The organism is Streptomyces sp. DH-12, from assembly GCF_002899455.1.
Lineage (GTDB): Bacteria > Actinomycetota > Actinomycetes > Streptomycetales > Streptomycetaceae > Streptomyces.
The window spans coordinates 5660859-5679402 of the sequence record NZ_PPFB01000001.1; the positions used below are offsets into that span (position 1 = coordinate 5660859).

The 18544-nt window shown below is 74.1% G+C and carries 13 protein-coding genes; 7 read left to right on the plus strand and 6 right to left on the minus strand.

Translation table 11 applies throughout. The features are described from left to right. The first annotated feature begins 68 nt into the window (after window positions 1–68). The 4 genes from trpB (at window position 69) to lgt (ending at window position 4104) form a co-directional block, all read left to right on the plus strand. Window positions 69–1352, plus strand: coding sequence for a tryptophan synthase subunit beta (gene trpB, locus C1708_RS24390; RefSeq protein WP_106414679.1), 1284 nt, complete (start codon window positions 69–71; stop codon window positions 1350–1352). Beyond that, the gene (gene trpA, locus C1708_RS24395; RefSeq protein ID WP_106414680.1) at window positions 1349–2164 is read left to right on the plus strand and encodes a tryptophan synthase subunit alpha; all 816 of its coding nucleotides are present in this window, start codon (window positions 1349–1351) and stop codon (window positions 2162–2164) included. Before trpB ends, trpA begins: the two co-directional genes overlap by 4 nt. A gap of 92 nt (window positions 2165–2256) precedes the next feature. Continuing rightward, the gene (locus tag C1708_RS24400) at window positions 2257–3033 is read left to right on the plus strand and encodes a DsbA family protein (RefSeq protein ID WP_198602583.1); all 777 of its coding nucleotides are present in this window, start codon (window positions 2257–2259) and stop codon (window positions 3031–3033) included. Window positions 3034–3120: 87 nt separating this feature from the next. Further along, window positions 3121–4104, plus strand: coding sequence for a prolipoprotein diacylglyceryl transferase (gene lgt, locus C1708_RS24405; RefSeq protein WP_106414681.1), 984 nt, complete (start codon window positions 3121–3123; stop codon window positions 4102–4104). A 67-nt stretch (window positions 4105–4171) separates the two neighbouring features. On the opposite strand, the gene C1708_RS24410 is transcribed toward lgt, so the two are convergent. From C1708_RS24410 to C1708_RS24435, 6 genes are read right to left on the minus strand one after another with little or no spacing between them, the layout of a single operon-like run. After that, complete coding sequence (locus C1708_RS24410) at window positions 4172–5002, minus strand: HpcH/HpaI aldolase/citrate lyase family protein (RefSeq protein ID WP_106414682.1); 831 nt, start codon at window positions 5000–5002, stop codon at window positions 4172–4174. After that, window positions 4999–6219, minus strand: coding sequence for a CaiB/BaiF CoA transferase family protein (locus C1708_RS24415; RefSeq protein ID WP_106414683.1), 1221 nt, complete (start codon window positions 6217–6219; stop codon window positions 4999–5001). The genes C1708_RS24410 and C1708_RS24415 overlap by 4 nt, the downstream gene beginning before the upstream one ends. Beyond that, a complete protein-coding gene (locus C1708_RS24420; protein ID WP_106414684.1) occupies window positions 6216–7592 on the minus strand; it encodes an ADP-ribosylglycohydrolase family protein in 1377 nt (458 codons plus the stop codon). Before C1708_RS24420 ends, C1708_RS24415 begins: the two co-directional genes overlap by 4 nt. Beyond that, window positions 7580–8761, minus strand: a complete 1182-nt coding sequence (locus tag C1708_RS24425; protein WP_106414685.1) for an ADP-ribosylglycohydrolase family protein — start codon at window positions 8759–8761, stop codon at window positions 7580–7582. Before C1708_RS24425 ends, C1708_RS24420 begins: the two co-directional genes overlap by 13 nt. A 7-nt stretch (window positions 8762–8768) precedes the next feature. After that, window positions 8769–9995 carry an ADP-ribosylglycohydrolase family protein gene (locus C1708_RS24430; RefSeq protein ID WP_106414686.1) on the minus strand — a complete coding sequence of 409 codons (1227 nt, stop codon included), beginning with the start codon at window positions 9993–9995 and terminating at the stop codon, window positions 8769–8771. After that, on the minus strand, window positions 9992–10996 hold the full coding sequence (locus C1708_RS24435) for an ADP-ribosylglycohydrolase family protein (protein WP_106414687.1): 1005 nt from the start codon (window positions 10994–10996) through the stop codon (window positions 9992–9994). Before C1708_RS24435 ends, C1708_RS24430 begins: the two co-directional genes overlap by 4 nt. Window positions 10997–11301: 305 nt before the next feature. Between C1708_RS24435 and C1708_RS24440 the strand changes: the two genes are divergently transcribed. The 3 genes from C1708_RS24440 to C1708_RS24450 all read left to right on the plus strand — a co-directional run bounded on the left by C1708_RS24440 (window position 11302) and on the right by C1708_RS24450 (window position 18453). Further along, on the plus strand, window positions 11302–12033 hold the full coding sequence (locus C1708_RS24440; protein ID WP_106414688.1) for a VIT1/CCC1 transporter family protein: 732 nt from the start codon (window positions 11302–11304) through the stop codon (window positions 12031–12033). A 365-nt stretch (window positions 12034–12398) separates the two neighbouring features. Beyond that, window positions 12399–16997 (plus strand): glutamate synthase large subunit, encoded by a 4599-nt coding sequence (gene gltB / locus C1708_RS24445; protein WP_106414689.1) that lies wholly within the window; start codon window positions 12399–12401, stop codon window positions 16995–16997. Continuing rightward, on the plus strand, window positions 16990–18453 hold the full coding sequence (locus C1708_RS24450; RefSeq protein WP_106414690.1) for a glutamate synthase subunit beta: 1464 nt from the start codon (window positions 16990–16992) through the stop codon (window positions 18451–18453). Before gltB ends, C1708_RS24450 begins: the two co-directional genes overlap by 8 nt. Window positions 18454–18544: the final 91 nt, after the last annotated feature.

Sequence of the window (18544 nt, forward strand, 5' to 3'; positions counted from 1 at the left end):
CAGTGGCCGGCCCACCCCACGCCCCACGGCGACACGTGCCCAGAACACACTCACCGTGAGGTACACGCATGCCCAGCACCTTCTTCATCCCCGACCCGGAGGGCCGGGTCCCCTCCCCGGAGGGCTACTTCGGCGCCTTCGGCGGCAAGTTCATCCCCGAGGCCCTCGTCGCGGCGGTCGACGAGGTCGCCGTCGCGTACGACAAGGCCAAGGCCGACCCCGAGTTCGCCCGGGAACTCGACGACCTCCTGGCCCACTACACCGGCCGCCCCAGCGCCCTCACCGAGGTCCCCCGTTTCGCCGAGCACGCCGGCGGAGCCCGGATCTTCCTCAAGCGCGAGGACCTGAACCACACCGGCTCACACAAGATCAACAACGTGCTCGGCCAGGCCCTGCTCACCAAGCGCATGGGCAAGACCCGCGTCATCGCCGAGACCGGCGCCGGACAGCACGGCGTGGCCACCGCCACCGCCTGCGCCCTGTTCGGCCTCGAGTGCACGATCTACATGGGCGAGATCGACACGCAGCGCCAGGCTCTCAACGTGGCCCGGATGCGCATGCTCGGCGCCGAGGTCGTCGCCGTGAAGTCCGGCAGCCGCACGCTCAAGGACGCCATCAACGAGGCGTTCCGCGACTGGGTCGCCAACGTCGACCGCACCCACTACCTGTTCGGCACCGTCGCCGGACCGCACCCCTTCCCGGCGATGGTCCGCGACTTCCACCGCGTCATCGGCGTCGAGGCCCGCCGCCAGCTGCTGGAGCGCGCCGGACGCCTGCCCGACGCCGCGGTCGCCTGCGTCGGCGGCGGCTCCAACGCCATCGGCCTGTTCCACGCGTTCCTCCCCGACGAGAGCGTCCGCCTGATCGGCTGCGAGCCCGCCGGACACGGCATCGAGACCGGCGAGCACGCCGCCACCCTCACCGCGGGCGAGCCCGGCATCCTGCACGGCTCCCGCTCCTACGTCCTCCAGGACGACGAGGGCCAGATCACCGAGCCGTACTCGATCTCCGCCGGCCTGGACTACCCGGGCATCGGCCCCGAGCACGCCCACCTCAAGGACAGCGGCCGCGGCGAGTACCGCGCGGTCACCGACGACGCCGCCATGCAGGCCCTGCGCCTGCTGTCGCGCACCGAGGGGATCATCCCGGCCATCGAGTCCGCGCACGCCCTGGCCGGCGCCCTGGAGGTCGGCAGGGAACTGGGCGAGGACGGGCTGATCGTCGTCAACCTCTCCGGACGCGGCGACAAGGACATGGACACCGCGGCCCGCTACTTCGGGCTGTACGACACGGACGCCGAGGTCGACGAGAACGCCTCCGGCACCGCCGAGATCGAGGGGGACGCCAAGTGAGCGGGAACGTGCGGCTGCTGAGCGACACCCTCGCCGCGGCGAAGGCGGAGGGCCGCGCCGCCCTCATCGCCTACCTCCCCGCCGGGTTCCCGACCGTGGACGGCGGCATCGAGGCGGTCAAGGCGGCCCTGGAGGGCGGCGCCGACGTCGTCGAGGTGGGGCTGCCGCACAGCGACCCCGTCCTGGACGGCCCGGTCATCCAGACCGCCGACGACATCGCCCTGCGCGGCGGAGTGCGCATCGCCGACGTGATGCGCACGGTGCGCGAGGCCCACGCGGCCACGGGCGCGCCGATCCTCGTCATGACGTACTGGAACCCCGTCGACCGCTACGGCGTGGAGCGGTTCACCGCCGAGCTGGCGGAGGCCGGGGGCGCCGGGTGCATCCTGCCCGACCTGCCGGTCCAGGAGTCCGCGCTGTGGCGGGAGCACGCCGACAAGCACGGGCTCGCCACGGTCTTCGTGGTCGCGCCCAGCAGCAAGGACGAGCGGCTCGCCGAGATCACCGCGGCCGGCAGCGGCTTCGTCTACGCCGCCTCCCTCATGGGCGTCACCGGCACCCGTGAGTCGGTCAGCTCGCAGGCCGAGGACCTGGTGCGGCGCACCCGCGCCACCACCGGCACCCCCGTGTGCGTCGGACTCGGCGTCTCCACCCCCGCGCAGGCCGCGGAGGTCGCCCGGTTCGCCGACGGGGTGATCGTCGGCTCCGCCTTCGTCAAGCGGATGCTGGACGCGCCCGACGACGCGGCGGGCGTCGAGGCGGTCCGCGCCCTCGCCGGGGACCTGGCCCAGGGAGTGCGCGGGCAGGTGTGACCTCACCGGCCGGCGGGCCGTCGGGGTCCCTCGTACGGGTGGACCTGGGACCGGGGAGGCGCTGGGCGCCTCCCCGGTTCGTTCTGCGGGGTGTGAGCGAGAAGAACCGTGAGGGAAAGCGCACCGCCCGGGAGCGGCTGGCGGTCGAGCGCGAGAAGCAGAAGGCGGCGGAGAAGCGGCGCCGCACCCTGATCGTGGGTGCGAGCGTGGTCTGCGTCCTGGGGCTCGCGGCGGTGATCGGCGTCGTCGCGGCCAACGCGGGCGGGGACGACGAGAGCAAGGCGTCCGGCCCGGTCGTGGCGCCGTCGGGGGCCCAGGGCGAGGACGGCCTGGCCGTCCCGGTCGGGGAGGAGGACGCCAGGGCCACCCTCACGGTGTGGGAGGACTTCCGCTGCCCCGCCTGCAAGTCCTTCGAGCAGACCTACCGCTCGACGCTGAACGAGCTGACCGAGGCCGGCCGGCTGAAGGTCGAGTACCACCTGGTCACGCTGATCGACGGCGGCCTCGGCGGCAGCGGCTCGCTGAACGCGGCCAACGCCGCCGCGTGCGCCCAGGACGCGGGGAAGTTCGCCGCGTACCACGACGTGCTGTTCGACAACCAGCCGGCGGAGACCGACGACGCCTTCTCCGACGACGCCAAGCTGCTCGACCTGGCGAGCAAGGTCGACGGGCTCGACACCCCCGAGTTCCGCGCCTGCGTCGAGGACGGCACGCACGACAGCTGGGTGGTCAAGTCCAACGAGGCCTTCCAGAAGGGCGGCTTCAGCGGCACCCCGACGGTGCTGTTCGAGGGCGAGAACATCTACCAGGACCGTTCCATGACGCCCGAGAAGCTCAAGCAGATGGTCGAGGAGGCCGGCAAGTCCTAGGGGGCGCGGTCCCCGAGGGCCTGTTATGGAGCCGTAGCCGGGCTGCCTGCCGTGCGGGCGGCCCGGCACGGTAGCGTCGGTCCTGCCATGGAACTTGCCTACATTCCCAGCCCGTCGAGCGGGGTGCTGTACCTCGGCCCCGTCCCGCTGCGCGGCTACGCGTTCTGCATCATCATCGGCGTCTTCGTTGCCGTCTGGCTCGGCAACAAGCGCTGGATCGCCCGGGGCGGGCGGGCCGGCACGGTCGCGGACATCGCCGTCTGGGCCGTGCCGTTCGGTCTGGTCGGCGGCCGGCTCTACCACGTGATCACGGACTACCAGCTGTACTTCAGCGAGGGCCGTGACTGGGTGGACGCCTTCAAGATCTGGGAGGGCGGCCTCGGCATCTGGGGCGCCATCGCCCTGGGCGCGCTCGGCGCGTGGATCGGCTGCCGCCGCCGCGGCATCCCGCTGCCCGCCTACGCCGACGCCATCGCCCCCGGCATCGCCCTCGCGCAGGCCATCGGCCGCTGGGGCAACTGGTTCAACCAGGAGCTGTACGGGAAGGCCACCGACCTGCCGTGGGCGGTGGAGATCACCTCCTCCTCCGACGGCCGGATGCCGGGCACCTACCACCCGACGTTCCTCTACGAGTCGCTGTGGTGCATCGGCGTGGCGCTGCTGGTGATCTGGGCCGACCGGCGCTTCACGCTCGGCCACGGCCGCGCCTTCGCCCTGTACGTCGCCGGGTACTGCGCGGGCCGGTTCTGGATCGAGTACATGCGCGTCGACGAGGCGCACCACATCCTCGGCCTGCGGCTGAACAACTGGACGGCGATCCTGGTCTTCCTGCTGGCGGTGCTGTACATCGTGCTGTCCGCGCGGAAGCGCCCGGGGCGGGAGGCCGTGGTCGAGCCCGGCGCCGACGGACCCGCGGACGGGGAGAAGAAGGCCGACGGCGACGCGACCGGGAAGGCGGACGCCCCCGACGAGGACGCGAAGGCGGACGACACCACGGACACCGGCGACTCCGGCGATTCCGAGGAGTCCGAGAAGTCCGGGGACGGGGCCGGGCCGGCCAGGAAGGGCTGACCGCCCGCCGTACGCGTGCCGAGGGCGCCCGGGGACACCCCGGGCGCCCTCGCCGCTGCCGGCCGGCTCACCGTTTGTGCGCCAGCGCCAGTGTCCGGTGCGCCGCCGTCACCACCGCCGCGTCCACGAACGTGCCGTCGGGCAGGGCCTGCGCGCCCTGGGTGGCGGCCGCCGCCTTGAGGACCGTCTCCGCCTGCTCGATCTCCCGCTCCGTGGGCAGGTAGGCCCGCTCGATGACCGGGAGCTGACGCGGATGGATCGCCGCCCTGCCCAGGAAGCCCAGGGCACGCCCGCGGACGCAGGACGCCTCCAGACCCTCCAGGTCACGGATGTCGGGGTGCACGGACTGGGCGGGCGGACCCAGCCCCGCCGCGCGCGCCGCGACCACCACCCGGGCCCGGCACCAGTCGAGCCCGGCGTCCTCGCGCACCCCCAGGTCGGCCCGCAGGTCCGCCTCGCCCAGCGTGATGCCGCGCAGCGCCGGGTGCGCGGTGGCCACGGCGTGGGCGTGCTCGATGCCGAGGGCGGTCTCCAGCAGCGCGTACAGGGGCGGGGGACCGCCGCGCGCGGAGACGGCCCCGCGCGCCGCCCGCACCACGTCGGACGGGGAGGACACCTTCGGCAGCCGCAGCCCCGACAGGCCCGGCGCCGGGGCCAGCGCCGCCAGGTCGGCCTGTCCCCAGGGGCCGGTGAGGGCGTTGACGCGGACGTGCACCGGCACCGGCTGCGGGTCGCGCAGCAGCTCGGCGGTGGCCGCGCGGGCGTACGTCTTCCGCTCCGGCGCGACCGCGTCCTCCAGGTCGACCACCACCACGTCCGCCCCGGAGACCAGCGCCTTCGCCACCACGCCGGGGCGGTCGCCGGGGGCGTACAGCCAGGTCAGCGGGGGGCCCTTCACAGCGCGCCCTCCGCCCGCAGCTCCGCCAGGTCGGCCGGGGTGAGGCCCAGCCCGGTCAGCACCTCCTCGGTGTCCGCGCCGTGCGGGCGGCCCGCCCAGCGGACCGCCCCCGGGGTGTCGGAGAGCCGGAACAGCACGTTCTGCATGCGCAGCGGGCCCAGTTCCGGGTCGTCGACCGTGGTGATCGTGCCGAGCGCCTGGTACTGCGGGTCCGCCATGACGTCCCGTACGTCCTGGACCGGGGCGACGGCCGCCTCCGCCTTCTCGAACGCGGCCAGCACGTCGGCGCGGGTGTGCCGGGCGATCCAGCCGCCGACCGCCTCGTCCAGCACGTCCGCGTGCCGGGCCCGGCCCTCGCCGGTGGCGAACCAGGGCGCGTCGATCAGGTCGGGGCGCCCCACGAGCACCATCACCCGCTCGGCGATCGACTGGGCCGAGGTGGAGACGGCGACCCAGGTGCCGTCGGCGGTGAGGTAGGTGCCGCGCGGGGCGTTGTTCTGCGACCGGTTGCCGGTGCGCGGCTGGACGTGCCCGAGCTGGTCGTACCAGGTGGGATGGGGGCCGAGGACGGCCAGGATCGGCTCGATCAGCGCCGTGTCCACCACCTGCCCCTGGCCCGTGCGGTCGCGGGCCGCGAGCGCGGTCATGATCGCGTACGCCGTGGTGAGGCCCGCGACGGAGTCCGCGAGGCCGAACGGCGGCAGGGTCGGCGGCGCGTCCGGTTCGCCGGTGAGCGCGGCGAAACCGCTCATCGCCTCGGCGAGGGTCCCGAACCCCGGCCGGTGCGCGTACGGGCCGAACTGGCCGAAGCCGGTGACCCGCGCCAGCACCAGCCGGGGGTTGACCGCGGACAGCTCGGGCCAGCCCAGGTCCCACTTCTCCAGGGTGCCGGGGCGGAAGTTCTCCACGACCACGTCGGCGGTGGCCGCCAGGCGCAGCAGGGTGGCCCGGCCGCCCGGCGTGGACAGGTCGAGGGTGACGGTGCGCTTGTTGCGGCCGAGGACCTTCCACCACAGGCCGACGCCGTCCCTGGACGGCCCGTGGCCGCGTGAGGGGTCGGGGCGCCTCGGGTGCTCGACCTTGACGACGTCGGCGCCGAAGTCGCCGAGCAGGGTGGCCGCGAGGGGGCCGGCGAAGAGGGTGGCGAGGTCCAGGACGCGCAGGCCGGTCAGCGGGGGAGCGGCGGGGGCGGCGGTGGCCGGGTCGGGGGGTGTCATGGGCGGGACGCCTCCAGGTGGGTGAGACGGGCCAGGGAGTCGAAGCCGGCGCCGTCGAAGTCGCCGACGGAGGTGGCCAGGCGGTTCTTCAGCGGGGCCGTCCAGCGCTCGGGGAGCGCGCGGGGCGAGCCGGCGAGCAGTCCGGCGACGCTGCCGGCGGCGGCGCCGACCGAGTCGGTGTCCCAGCCGCCGGACACCGCGCGGCAGATCGAGGCGGTGAAGTCCCCGTCGGCGTGGGTGAGCGCGGCGGCCAGCAGGGCGGTGTTGGGGACGGCGTGCACCCAGTGGTGGGCGGCGCCGTGCGTCTCGTGCAGCAGGTCGGCCACGGTGTCGAAGTCGCCGTGATCGCGGGCCAGCCGCACGGCGTCGCGGACGGCCCGTGCGAGCCGGGAGCGGGGCGGGACGACGGTGAGCCCGGTGCGCAGACAGGTGTGCACGTCACGCTCGCCGCCGGCCGCGGCGGCGATGACGGCGGCGGTGAACATGGCCGCGTAGACGCCGTTGGCGGTGTGGGTGAGGACGGCGTCCCGGTACGCCTGCTCGGCCGCGGCGCCCGGGTCGCCGGGGTTGGTCCAGCCGTGCGCGTCGGCGCGGATCAGGGCGCCGATCCACTCGCGGAACGGGTTGTGGTGGCGGGCGGTCAGCGGCGGTTCGAGCCCGCAGAGGAGGTTGCGGTAGGCGACGCGCTCGGCGGTGAAGGTGCGGCCGGCGGGCAGCTCGTCGAGCCAGACGCGGGCCACGTCGCCGGTGGTGAAGCGGCGGCCGTGGCGGCGCAGCACCAGCAGGGCGAGCAGCGGGTAGTTCAGGTCGTCGTCCTCGGGCATGCCGTCGATGTTCTCGGCGAGCGAGGTGGCCGCCGAGCGCCGGTTCCAGGGATGCCGGTCCAGCAGCTCGGCGGGGACGCCCCGGGCGGTGAACCAGCCGTTCAGCGGCCAGTTGCCGGCGGCGCGGGCGAGGTCCCGGATGGCGGTCAGGGGCAGCTTCTCCACCGGCTTGCCCAGCAGGCAGCCGGCCGCCCGGCCGAGCCAGGCCGCCTCCAGCCGCGCCTCGGACACCGGCCCGTCCCAGGCCGCCGGGGCGCCGGGGGAGAGGGGCCACTCGGGGCACAGCGCCCGGATCGCGGCGAAGTCGGAGGGCTCGTCGTCAGCGAGGGCGCTGGGCAGCTCGGCCAGTTCGTCCAGCAGGTCGCCGGCCAGCAGGCGCAGGGAACGGGAGGCCGGGCGGGGGGAGGCGCCGGCGGTGAGCGGGGCCGGGGGACCGCCCGCCGCGTGCCAGCGGGCGGCGACCGCCGACGCCTCCCGGCCGTCCAGCGCGGCCTGGCGCAGCTCGTGCCCGACGAGGTCCTCCGGCTGCACCCAGGTCAGCCGGAGCATCCGGCGCCTCCCAGCCGCGCGAACGCCCGCTCGTGGGCGCGGCGGCGCTCCACGTCCCGGGCGAAGACCTCGCGGGCCACCGCGGTGAGCGTGGCGGCCGGCTCCCACAGGTCGAGCCGGCTGGCCTCCGCCACGGTCTTCGCCCACTCCTCGGGCACCGGGGAGCCGAGCGCGCCGGTCACCGCCCCGGCCATCGTGGCGATGGAGTCGCAGTCGCGGCCGTAGTTGACCGCGCCCAGCACCGCGTGCCGGAAGTCGCCGCGGGCCACCAGCACCATGCCGAGCGCGACAGGCAGCTCCTCGATCGCGTGCAGCCGGGAGGGGCGCCGGGCGCCCAGCGACGGGGAGCGGTAGTCGGGACCCACGGTGTCGTACGGGGCGACCGCCTCGCGCAGCGGACGCAGCGCCGACTCGGCGTCGGTGTGCCGGGACGCCTCCGCGCAGACCTTCTCGATCGCCTCCCGGGTGCCGTCCTTGGCCAGGGACAGACACGCGGTGACGACCGACTCCGGGGTCGCGCCCGGCGCGCAGGCCGCCGCCACGGCCGCCGCGAACACCCCGGCGGCCTCCCTGCCGTACGACGACTGGTGGGCGCCCGCGACGTCCAGGGCCTCGGCGTAGGCGGCGGCCGGGTGGGCGGCGTTGACCAGGCCGACCGGGGCCATGTACATCGCGGCACCGCAGTTGACGATGTTGCCCACGCCCGCCTCGCGCGGGTCGACGTGCCCGTAGTGCAGGCGTGCCACCAGCCACTTCTCCGCGAGGAAGATCCGGTGCAGCGGGATCGCCTCCGCCTCCAGCTCCGGGATCCAGCGCGGGTTCGTCATCAGGTCGGGGACCAGGTGCTCGGCGATCGCGTAGGCGTCCAGGTGGTCGCGGACCCGCGCGTACACCCGGACCAGCGCGTGGGTCATCAGGGTGTCGTCGGTGACGTGCCCGTCGCCCTTGTGGTACGGCGCGACCGGCCGGGCGGTGCGCCAGTCGTCGCCGTGCCAGGGACCCACGACGCCGCGGACGCGGCCGCCGTGGCGCTCGGCGATCTGCTCGGGGGAGTACCCCTCGACCGGGCCGCCGAGGGCGTCGCCGACGGCCGCCCCCACCAGCGCCCCGGTGATCCGTTCCTCCAGGGACGCTGCGCTTTCCGTGCTTTCGGTGGACTCGTGTGTCATGCCGGGATCATCCTCCGGGTGCGGTCGGTCGGGCGGCTTCCAGCAGCTCGGCGAGTTCCACCAGGTCCGTCCCGGTGAGCCGGGGGAGCACGCAGCCGGACAGGGTGCGGCAGCTCTCCCGCCAGGACGCGGGGATCGCGGCGCTCCCGCCCAGCGCGCCGGTGAGGGCGCCGGCCAGCGCCGGGGCGGAGTCCGCCACCCGGGACAGACAGGCCGCCGCCGGGACCGCCTCCGCGATCCGGCCGCGGGCGGCGGTGGTCAGGGCGAGGGCGACGGGGACGGTCTCGGCGGCGGCGACGCCGTAGCTGTAGACGTGGTCGACGATCTGGTGCTCCAGCGGCGGCACCAGGGCGAAGGCGCTGCCGGCGTCCGCCGCGAGCGCCAGGGCGTGCCGGGCGTTGCGGCCGATCTCGGTGTCCTCGGGCAGTTCGGCGCAGGCGGCGGCCGCGCAGGCGTCCGGGTCCGCCCCGGACAGGGCGAGGGACACGGCGGCGGCCATGGCGCGGGCGCCGTGCACGCCGTCGCCGTCCTGGGTGTAGCGGGCGTCGAACTCGGCGAGGTCGGCGGCGGCGCGGGGGTCGCCCGGGTGGGCCACGGCCAGCACGCAGGCCCGGACGCAGGCCGCGTCGTCGAAGTAGTGCGGGTTGTCGTGGCCGGAGGCGGGCGGGCGCAGCCCGGTGGCGAGGTTGCCGAGGCCGGCGCGCACGGAGATGCGGGCGCGCAGCGGCAGCACGGCGGACTCGGTCTCGGGGGCCCGCTCGGTGGCGGCGGCGACCTCGGCCGCGACCGCGTTCCAGGTGAGGTCGATGGCGGCGCGGGTGCGGCGCTCCCGGCTCAGCTCGCCGAGCACGGTGTCGTCGCCCGCGCGCAGCACCGCCTCGGCGGCGAACGCGGCCCACTCGGCGTCGTCGGAGGGGCCGAGCCGGAGCGGCTCGGGGGGCTGGTTCAGGGCGATGGGGACGGGGAGCGTGGTGGTGGCGTTCTGCTCGGCGAAGGTGTCCAGCTCGCGGGTGAGGCGCCGGGTCCACTCGGGCATGCGGGCGGCGCGGTGCCGGGCGGCGGGCCAGCCGGCCGCGTCCCCGGCGGCGAGTCCGAGGAGCAGGCCCTCGACGGCCGCGCGGGACGGGCGGGGAGCGGGCGCGGCGGGGGTTCGCGGCGCGGGGGCCGCGTCGTCCCGGCCGGGTCCGGGGGCGAGCGTGTCGTCGGTGGTCGGGGCGGGGGTGGTGGAGGTCATGTGGGGGTCTCCGGGGTCAGCAGGTCCGCGATGTCGAGGACGTGGTGGCCCGCCATGGCGGGCAGGCAGGTGCCGCGGGCCGGGGCGATGGCCGCGGCCCAGTGCTCGGGGACGGCGGCGACGCCCTGGGTCGCCCCCGCCAGCGCGCCCGCCACCGCCGCCGTGGTGTCGGCGTCGCGGCCCATGTTCACGGCGGTCAGCACCGCGTGGGCGAAGTCGCCGTCGGCCGCCGCGTACGCGCCGAAGGCCAGGGCCACCGCCTCCGGAGCGAGGTCGGTCCAGGGGTAGCCGCCGACCACCACCGCGGCGCGGACCGCGCGCTCGCCGCGGTGGGCGGCGGTCACCGCGCGGCGCAGCGAGCGGGCGGTCCAGGAGTCGTCCGGCACCACCGCCAGCGCCGAGGCCACGACCGTGACCACCGGCGCCCCGGCCATGGCCGCCGCGACGCCGGCCGCCACCGCCTGCCCGCCGTAGATGCCCTCCCCGTCGTGGCTGACCGAGCCGTCGACCGCCGCGAGCCGGGCCGCCTCGTCGGGACGCCCGGCCGCGTGGACGCCGTACGGCGCCGCCCGCATCGCCAGGCCGTCGCTCCAGGCGTGCCGGTGCTGGGCGGAGATGGGCGCGGCCAGCCCCCGGCGCAGGTTCTCCAGCGTGCCGCGCTCGCTGAAGCCGGCGCCGCGGAAGGGGCCCTCGGCGCGGTCCGCGATCCACTCGTGCCAGGCCGCCTCCACGTGCGCGGGGGTGAGCGCGGAGCCGTGCCGGGCGGCCAGCAGACCGGAGAAGATCGCGTACTCGGTGTCGTCCGTGCCGGCCGGGGGATCGCTCACGTAGCCCGTGATGCGGCCCCATTTCGCGCGGATCTCGGAGGGCTTCATGTTCTCGGCGGGGGCGCCCAGCGCGTCGCCGACGGCCAGGCCGAGCAGCGCGCCGCGGGCCCGTTCGCGGAGCCCCGGGGCGTCCCCGGGCGCGGGCGCCGAGGGGATGCGGGCGGTCGATGCCATACGCGGCCTTCCTCTCAGGCGCGCCCCGCGGGGCGCGGGCCCTTTGCGGAACTGTCCCCGGTGCCGTGTCCGCCGCAGCCTCGGGCGCCGGAGCGTCACCCGGACGACATCCGCGGGGCCGTTCGCGCGGGCGGGGGCGGAGGACGAAACCGCTGGTTAGCCCAGCCTTTCCTTGCTGGCAGGGGGGTCCGCCGAGGCGTAGACTGGGTGACGTCAAAAGTTAGAACCAGTCCAAAACAGAGTCCGCATCACGTGCGAGCCGGCGCCCGGACGAGGGCGCCCGAGGAAGTCCAGGGGGACCCGGCATGGCCATCATCGAGACCGAGGCGACGCTCCACGAGGCGCACCGCGACAACCACACCCACCGCGACGTGAACGGCGGATGGCTGCGCCCCGCGGTGTTCGGCGCCATGGACGGACTGGTCTCCAACCTCGCCCTGATGGCCGGCGTCGCCGGCGGATCCGCCGGCCAGCAGACCGTCGTCCTCAGCGGCCTCGCCGGACTGGCCGCCGGCGCCTTCTCCATGGCGGCCGGCGAGTACACCTCCGTCGCCTCCCAGCGCGAGCTGGTCGAGGCCGAGCTGGACGTCGAGCGCCGCGAGCTGCGCAAGCACCCCGAGGACGAGGAGGCCGAGCTGGCCGCCCTCTACCGGGCCCGCGGGGTCGAGCCCGGCCTGGCGCGCGAGGTGGCCCGGCAGCTCTCCCGCGACCCCGAGCAGGCGCTGGAGATACACGCCCGCGAGGAGCTGGGCGTCGACCCCGGCGACCTGCCCTCCCCGGCCGTCGCCGCCGTGTCCAGCTTCGGCTCCTTCGCGCTGGGCGCGCTGCTGCCGGTGCTGCCGTACCTGCTCGGCGCGAGCAGCCTGTGGCCGGCCGTGCTGGTCGCGCTGCTCGGACTGTTCCTGTGCGGGGCCGTGGTGGCGAAGGTCACGGCCCGCTCCTGGTGGTACAGCGGCCTGCGGCAGCTCGCCCTCGGCGGCGCGGCGGCCGGCGTGACGTACGCCCTCGGGTCACTTTTCGGCACCGCCGTGGGATGACCTCTTGCGTCCATGCGGAGCATCGCATAAACAATCATTACTCGCTGGTTTCGACCGTGTGACCGATGGGCATGAGCCGTAAGCGCTGCAGGCGACGAGGCCGACGGCGTGCCCGGCGGAGGGGCGAAGAGGCCTCTTCCCGCCATCTGACCGACGGGCACCGATCTGCCCCTCGCGGTCCCCCGCACCTTTCGTCGACAGACGCGCCATCCCGTCGCGACCGGGTCGATGTCCGCATGATGGAACGGAACATCCCGGTGTCCGAGAGTCGACCCATCATGTAACCTGCACGAAATTTCGCTCCACGCAGAGGGCCAACGTCGTCCCTCGGCACACCCACATGCCAGACGACGACGGGAGAGCCGATGCGTACGCCGCGCCAGCCGTCCCAGCATTCCTCGAAGGACCGCACGAGCTGGTCGTTCATGGATGCCCGCCCTGCCGCGCAGGGCATGTACGACCCCCGCGACGAGCACGACGCCTGCGGCGTCGGCTTCGTCGCCACCCTCACCGGCGAGGCGTCCCACACGCTGGTCGAGCAGGCCCTCACCGTGCTGCGCAACCTCGAGCACCGCGGCGCCACCGGCTCCGAGCCGGACTCCGGCGACGGCGCGGGCATCCTCTCCCAGATCCCGGACGCCTTCTTCCGCGAGGTGACCGGATTCGAGCTGCCCGGGGCGGGCGGTTACGCCGTCGGCACCGCCTTCCTCCCCGAGGACGGCACCGACGAGGCCGTCGCCCGCATCGAGGAGATCGCCGCCGCCGAGGAGCTCACCGTGCTCGGCTGGCGCGAGGTGCCGGTCGCGCCCCAGCTGCTCGGCGCCACCGCCCGCTCGACCATGCCGGTCTTCCGCCAGCTCTTCGTCACCGACGGGCGGAGCCAGGGCATCGACCTGGACCGCAAGGCGTTCGTGCTGCGCAAGCGCGCCGAGCGCGAGGCGGGCGTCTACTTCCCGTCGCTGTCCGCGCGGACCCTCGTCTACAAGGGCATGCTGACCACCGGCCAGCTCGAGCCCTTCTTCCCGGACCTGTCCGACCGCCGCTTCGGCTCCGCGATCGCGCTGGTCCACTCCCGGTTCTCCACCAACACCTTCCCGTCGTGGCCGCTCGCGCACCCGTACCGCTTCGTCGCGCACAACGGTGAGATCAACACCGTCAAGGGCAACCGCAACTGGATGCGCGCCCGCGAGTCCCAGCTGATGTCGGACCTGTTCGGCAGGGAGAAGGACCTCGAGCGGATCTTCCCGGTCTGCACCCCCGACGCCTCCGACTCGGCATCCTTCGACGAGGTGCTGGAGCTGCTGCACCTCGGGGGGCGTTCGCTGCCGCACTCGGTGCTGATGATGATCCCGGAGGCGTGGGAGAACCACGGCTCCATGGACCCGGCCCGGCGCGCCTTCTACCAGTACCACTCCACGATGATGGAGCCCTGGGACGGCCCGGCCTGCGTCACCTTCACCGACGGCACCCAGGTCGGCGCCGTGCTCGACCGCAACGGCCTGCGTCCCGGCCGCTACTGGGTCACCGACGACGGCCTGGTCGTCCTCGGCTCCGAGGTCGGCGTGCTCGACATCGACCCGGCCAGGGTGGTCCGCAAGGGCCGCCTCCAGCCCGGCCGCATGTTCCTCGTGGACACCGCCGAGCACCGCATCATCGAGGACGACGAGATCAAGGCCGCCCTCGCCGCCGAACACCCCTACGCGGAGTGGCTCGAGGCCGGCGAGATCGAGCTGTCCGACCTGCCCGAGCGCGAGCACATCGTGCACACCCACGCCTCGGTCACCCGCCGCCAGCAGACCTTCGGCTACACCGAGGAGGAGCTGCGCGTCCTCCTCGCCCCGATGGCCAAGTCCGGCGCCGAGCCGATCGGTTCGATGGGCACCGACTCGCCGATCGCCGCGCTCAGCGAGCGCCCGCGGCTGCTGTTCGACTACTTCACCCAGCTCTTCGCGCAGGTCACCAACCCGCCGCTGGACGCGATCCGCGAGGAGCTGGTCACCTCCCTGCGCTCCTCCCTGGGCCCCCAGGGCAACCTGCTGGAGCCCACGGCCGCCGCGTGCCGCAGCGTCACCCTGCCCTTCCCGGTGATCGACAACGACGAGCTGGCCAAGCTCATCCACATCAACGCCGACGGCGACATGCCCGGCTTCAAGGCCGCGACGCTCTCCGGCCTGTACCGGGTGGCGGGCGGCGGCGAGGCCCTGGCCGCCCGCATCGAGGACGTCTGCGCCGAGGCCGACGCCGCCATCGAGAACGGCGCCCGGCTGATCGTCCTGTCCGACCGGCACTCCGACGCCGAGCACGCGCCGATCCCGTCGCTGCTGCTCACCGCGGCCGTCCACCACCACCTCATCCGCACCAAGCAGCGCACCCAGGTGGGCCTGCTGGTCGAGGCCGGCGACGTCCGCGAGGTCCACCACGTCGCGCTGCTCATCGGCTACGGCGCCGCCGCGGTCAACCCGTACCTGGCCATGGAGTCCGTCGAGGACCTGGTCCGCGCGGGCACCTTCCTGCCGGGCATCGAGCCCGAGCAGGCCATCCGCAACCTCATCCACGCCCTCGGCAAGGGCGTTCTGAAGGTGATGTCCAAGATGGGCATCTCCACGGTCGCCTCCTACCGCGGCGCCCAGGTCTTCGAGGCCGTCGGTCTCCAGGAGGCCTTCGTGGAGAAGTACTTCAACGGCACCACCAGCAAGATCGGCGGCGTCGGCATCGACGTGATCGCCAAGGAGGTCGCCGCCCGCCACGCCAAGGCGTACCCCGCCTCCGGCATCGCCCCGGCGCACCGCGCCCTGGACATCGGCGGCGAGTACCAGTGGCGCCGCGAGGGCGAGCCGCACCTGTTCGACCCGGAGACGGTCTTCCGCCTCCAGCACTCCACACGCTCCGGCCGCTACGACATCTTCAAGAAGTACACCGAGCGGGTGAACGAGCAGTCCGAGCGGCTGATGACGCTGCGCGGCCTGTTCGGCTTCAAGCCGGACCGGAAGCCGGTCCCCGTCGAGGAGGTCGAGCCGGTCTCCGAGATCGTCAAGCGCTTCTCCACCGGCGCCATGTCGTACGGCTCCATCTCCCAGGAGGCGCACGAGACCCTCGCCATCGCCATGAACCAGCTGGGCGGCAAGTCCAACACCGGTGAGGGCGGCGAGGACCCGGAGCGGCTGTACGACCCGGCCCGCCGCTCCTCCATCAAGCAGGTCGCCTCCGGCCGCTTCGGCGTGACCAGCGAGTACCTGGTCAACGCCGACGACATCCAGATCAAGATGGCCCAGGGCGCCAAGCCCGGCGAGGGCGGCCAGCTCCCCGGCCACAAGGTCTACCCGTGGGTGGCGAAGACCCGCCACTCCACGCCGGGCGTGGGGCTCATCTCCCCGCCGCCGCACCACGACATCTACTCCATCGAGGACCTCGCCCAGCTGATCCACGACCTGAAGAACGCCAACCCCCGGGCGCGCGTTCACGTCAAGCTGGTCTCCGAGGTCGGCGTCGGCACCGTCGCCGCGGGCGTCTCCAAGGCCCACGCGGACGTCGTGCTGATCTCCGGCCACGACGGCGGCACCGGCGCCTCCCCGCTGACGTCACTGAAGCACGCCGGCGGCCCCTGGGAGCTGGGCCTCGCCGAGACCCAGCAGACGCTGCTGCTCAACGGCCTGCGCGACCGCATCGTCGTGCAGACCGACGGCCAGCTCAAGACCGGCCGCGACGTCGTCGTCGCCGCCCTGCTCGGCGCCGAGGAGTTCGGCTTCGCCACCGCCCCGCTGGTGGTCTCCGGCTGCGTCATGATGCGCGTCTGCCACCTGGACACCTGCCCGGTCGGCATCGCCACCCAGAACCCGGTGCTGCGCGACCGCTACTCCGGCAAGGCCGAGTACGTGGTGAACTTCTTCCGGTTCATCGCGCAGGAGGTCCGCGAGCTGCTGGCCGAGCTGGGCTTCCGCTCCGTCGAGGAGGCCGTCGGCCACGCCGAGGTGCTCGACGTGACCCGCGCGGTCAACCACTGGAAGGCGCAGGGCCTGGAGCTCGAGCCGCTGTTCCACGTGCCCGAGCTGCCCGAGGGCGCCGTCCGCCACCAGGTGATCGCCCAGGACCACGGTCTGGAGAAGGCGCTCGACAACGAGCTGATCAGGCTCGCCGCCGACGCGCTCTCCGCCTCCGGGGCCGAGGACGCGGCGCCGGTGCGCGCCCAGGTCGCCATCCGCAACATCAACCGCACGGTCGGCACCATGCTCGGCCACGAGGTGACCCGGAAGTTCGGCGGGGCGGGCCTGCCCGACGACACCATCGACATCACCTTCACCGGCTCCGCCGGCCAGTCGTTCGGCGCCTTCGTCCCGCGCGGTGTCACGCTGCGCCTGGAGGGCGACGCCAACGACTACGTCGGCAAGGGCCTCTCCGGCGGCCGGATCGTCGTCCGGCCGGACCGCGGCGCCGACCACCTCGCCGAGTACAGCGTCATCGCGGGCAACACCCTCGCCTACGGCGCCACCGGCGGCGAGATGTTCCTGCGCGGCAGGGTCGGCGAGCGGTTCTGCGTCCGCAACTCCGGCGCGCTGGTCGTCTCCGAGGGCGTGGGCGACCACGGCTGCGAGTACATGACCGGCGGTCGCGCGGTCGTCCTCGGCGAGACCGGACGCAACTTCGCGGCCGGCATGTCCGGCGGCGTCGCCTACGTCATCGACCTCGACCGGGACAACGTGAACGCCGGCAACCTGGACGCCGTCGAGGCGCTGGACGACGCCGACAAGCAGTGGCTGCACGACGTGGTCCGCCGCCACCGGGACGAGACGGGCTCCACCGTCGCCGAGAAGCTGCTCGCCGACTGGGACACCGCCGTGCGACGCTTCAGCAAGATCATCCCCAGCACGTACAAGGCAGTGCTCGCCGCCAAGGACGCCGCCGAGCGAGCCGGTCTGTCGGAGACCGAGACCCACGAGAAGATGATGGAGGCGGCGATCAATGGCTGACCCGAAGGGCTTTCTGAACCACGGCCGCGAGGTCGCCGCGTCCCGTCCGGTCGAGGAGCGCACGAAGGACTGGAACGAGGTCTACGTCCCCGGCTCCCTGCTGCCGATCATCAGCAAGCAGGCCAGCCGCTGCATGGACTGCGGCATCCCGTTCTGTCACAACGGCTGTCCGCTCGGCAACCTCATCCCCGAGTGGAACGACTACGCCTACCGCGAGGACTGGGGCGCGGCGAGCGACCGGCTGCACGCCACGAACAACTTCCCCGAGTTCACCGGGCGGCTGTGCCCCGCCCCCTGCGAGTCGGCGTGCGTGCTCGGCATCAACCAGCCGCCGGTCACCATCAAGAACGTCGAGGTCTCGATCATCGACAAGGCGTGGGAGTCCGGCGACGTCGCGCCGCGGATCCCCGAGCGCCTGTCCGGCAAGACCGTCGCGGTCGTCGGCTCCGGCCCCGCGGGCCTGGCCGCCGCCCAGCAGCTGACCCGGGCCGGCCACACCGTCGCCGTCTACGAGCGCGCGGACCGCATCGGAGGCCTCCTGCGGTACGGCATCCCCGAGTTCAAGATGGAGAAGCGGCACATCAACCGCCGGATCGAGCAGATGCGCGCGGAGGGCACCAAGTTCCGCACCGGCATCGAGATCGGCCGCGACATGCCGGCGACCGCGCTGCGCAAGCGGTACGACGCCGTGGTCCTCGCCGTCGGCGCGACCACCGCGCGCGACCTGCCGGTGCCGGGCCGCGAGCTCAAGGGCATCCACCAGGCCATGGAGTACCTGCCGCTGGCGAACAAGGTGCAGGAGGGCGACTACGTCTCCCCGCCGATCACCGCCGAGGGCAAGCACGTCGTCGTGATCGGCGGCGGCGACACCGGCGCCGACTGCGTGGGCACCGCCCACCGCCAGGGCGCCGCCTCGGTCACCCAGCTGGAGATCATGCCCCGCCCGAACGACGAGCGGGACCCCCTCTCCCAGCCCTGGCCGACCTTCCCCATGCTCTACAAGGTCACCAGCGCCCACGAGGAGGGCGGCGAGCGGATCTACTCCGTCTCCACCACCCACTTCGAGGGCGACGAGGACGGCAACGTCCAGTGGCTGCACCTGGTCGAGGTCGAGTTCGTGGACGGCAAGCTGGACCGGAAGCCCGGCACCGAACGGAGGATCCCGGCCCAGCTGGTCACCCTCGCCATGGGCTTCACCGGCACCGACCGGGAGAACGGCCTGGTCGAGCAGTTCGGCCTGGACCTCGACGAGCGGGGTAACATCGCCCGCGACGCCGACTTCCAGACCAACGTGCCGGGCGTGTTCGTCGCCGGCGACGCCGGCCGCGGCCAGTCGCTCATCGTGTGGGCGATCGCCGAGGGCCGGTCGGCCGCCCGCGGCTGCGACCGGTACCTGACCGGGGCGAGCGAGCTGCCCGCCCCGATCCGCCCGACGGACCGCGCCCTGGCGGTCTGAGACCCCGAACACGTCCCGCACAAAGGCGTGCGGAACACCGCGGCGCCTGCCCGCCAGTCCCCGACCGGACCCCTGGGCAGGCGCCGCGACA

Excerpts from the sequence above, each read along its gene's own strand:
- trpB (WP_106414679.1), top strand. The coding sequence starts at position 69 with ATGCCCAGCACCTTCTTCATCCCCGACCCGGAGGGCCGGGTCCCCTCC.
- lgt (WP_106414681.1), top strand. The coding sequence starts at position 3,121 with ATGGAACTTGCCTACATTCCCAGCCCGTCGAGCGGGGTGCTGTACCTC.
- C1708_RS24415 (WP_106414683.1), bottom strand. The coding sequence starts at position 6,219 with ATGACACCCCCCGACCCGGCCACCGCCGCCCCCGCCGCTCCCCCGCTG.
- C1708_RS24420 (WP_106414684.1), bottom strand. The coding sequence starts at position 7,592 with ATGCTCCGGCTGACCTGGGTGCAGCCGGAGGACCTCGTCGGGCACGAG.
- C1708_RS24425 (WP_106414685.1), bottom strand. The coding sequence starts at position 8,761 with ATGACACACGAGTCCACCGAAAGCACGGAAAGCGCAGCGTCCCTGGAG.
- C1708_RS24430 (WP_106414686.1), bottom strand. The coding sequence starts at position 9,995 with ATGACCTCCACCACCCCCGCCCCGACCACCGACGACACGCTCGCCCCC.
- C1708_RS24435 (WP_106414687.1), bottom strand. The coding sequence starts at position 10,996 with ATGGCATCGACCGCCCGCATCCCCTCGGCGCCCGCGCCCGGGGACGCC.
- C1708_RS24440 (WP_106414688.1), top strand. The coding sequence starts at position 11,302 with ATGGCCATCATCGAGACCGAGGCGACGCTCCACGAGGCGCACCGCGAC.
- gltB (WP_106414689.1), top strand. The coding sequence starts at position 12,399 with ATGCGTACGCCGCGCCAGCCGTCCCAGCATTCCTCGAAGGACCGCACG.
- C1708_RS24450 (WP_106414690.1), top strand. The coding sequence starts at position 16,990 with ATGGCTGACCCGAAGGGCTTTCTGAACCACGGCCGCGAGGTCGCCGCG.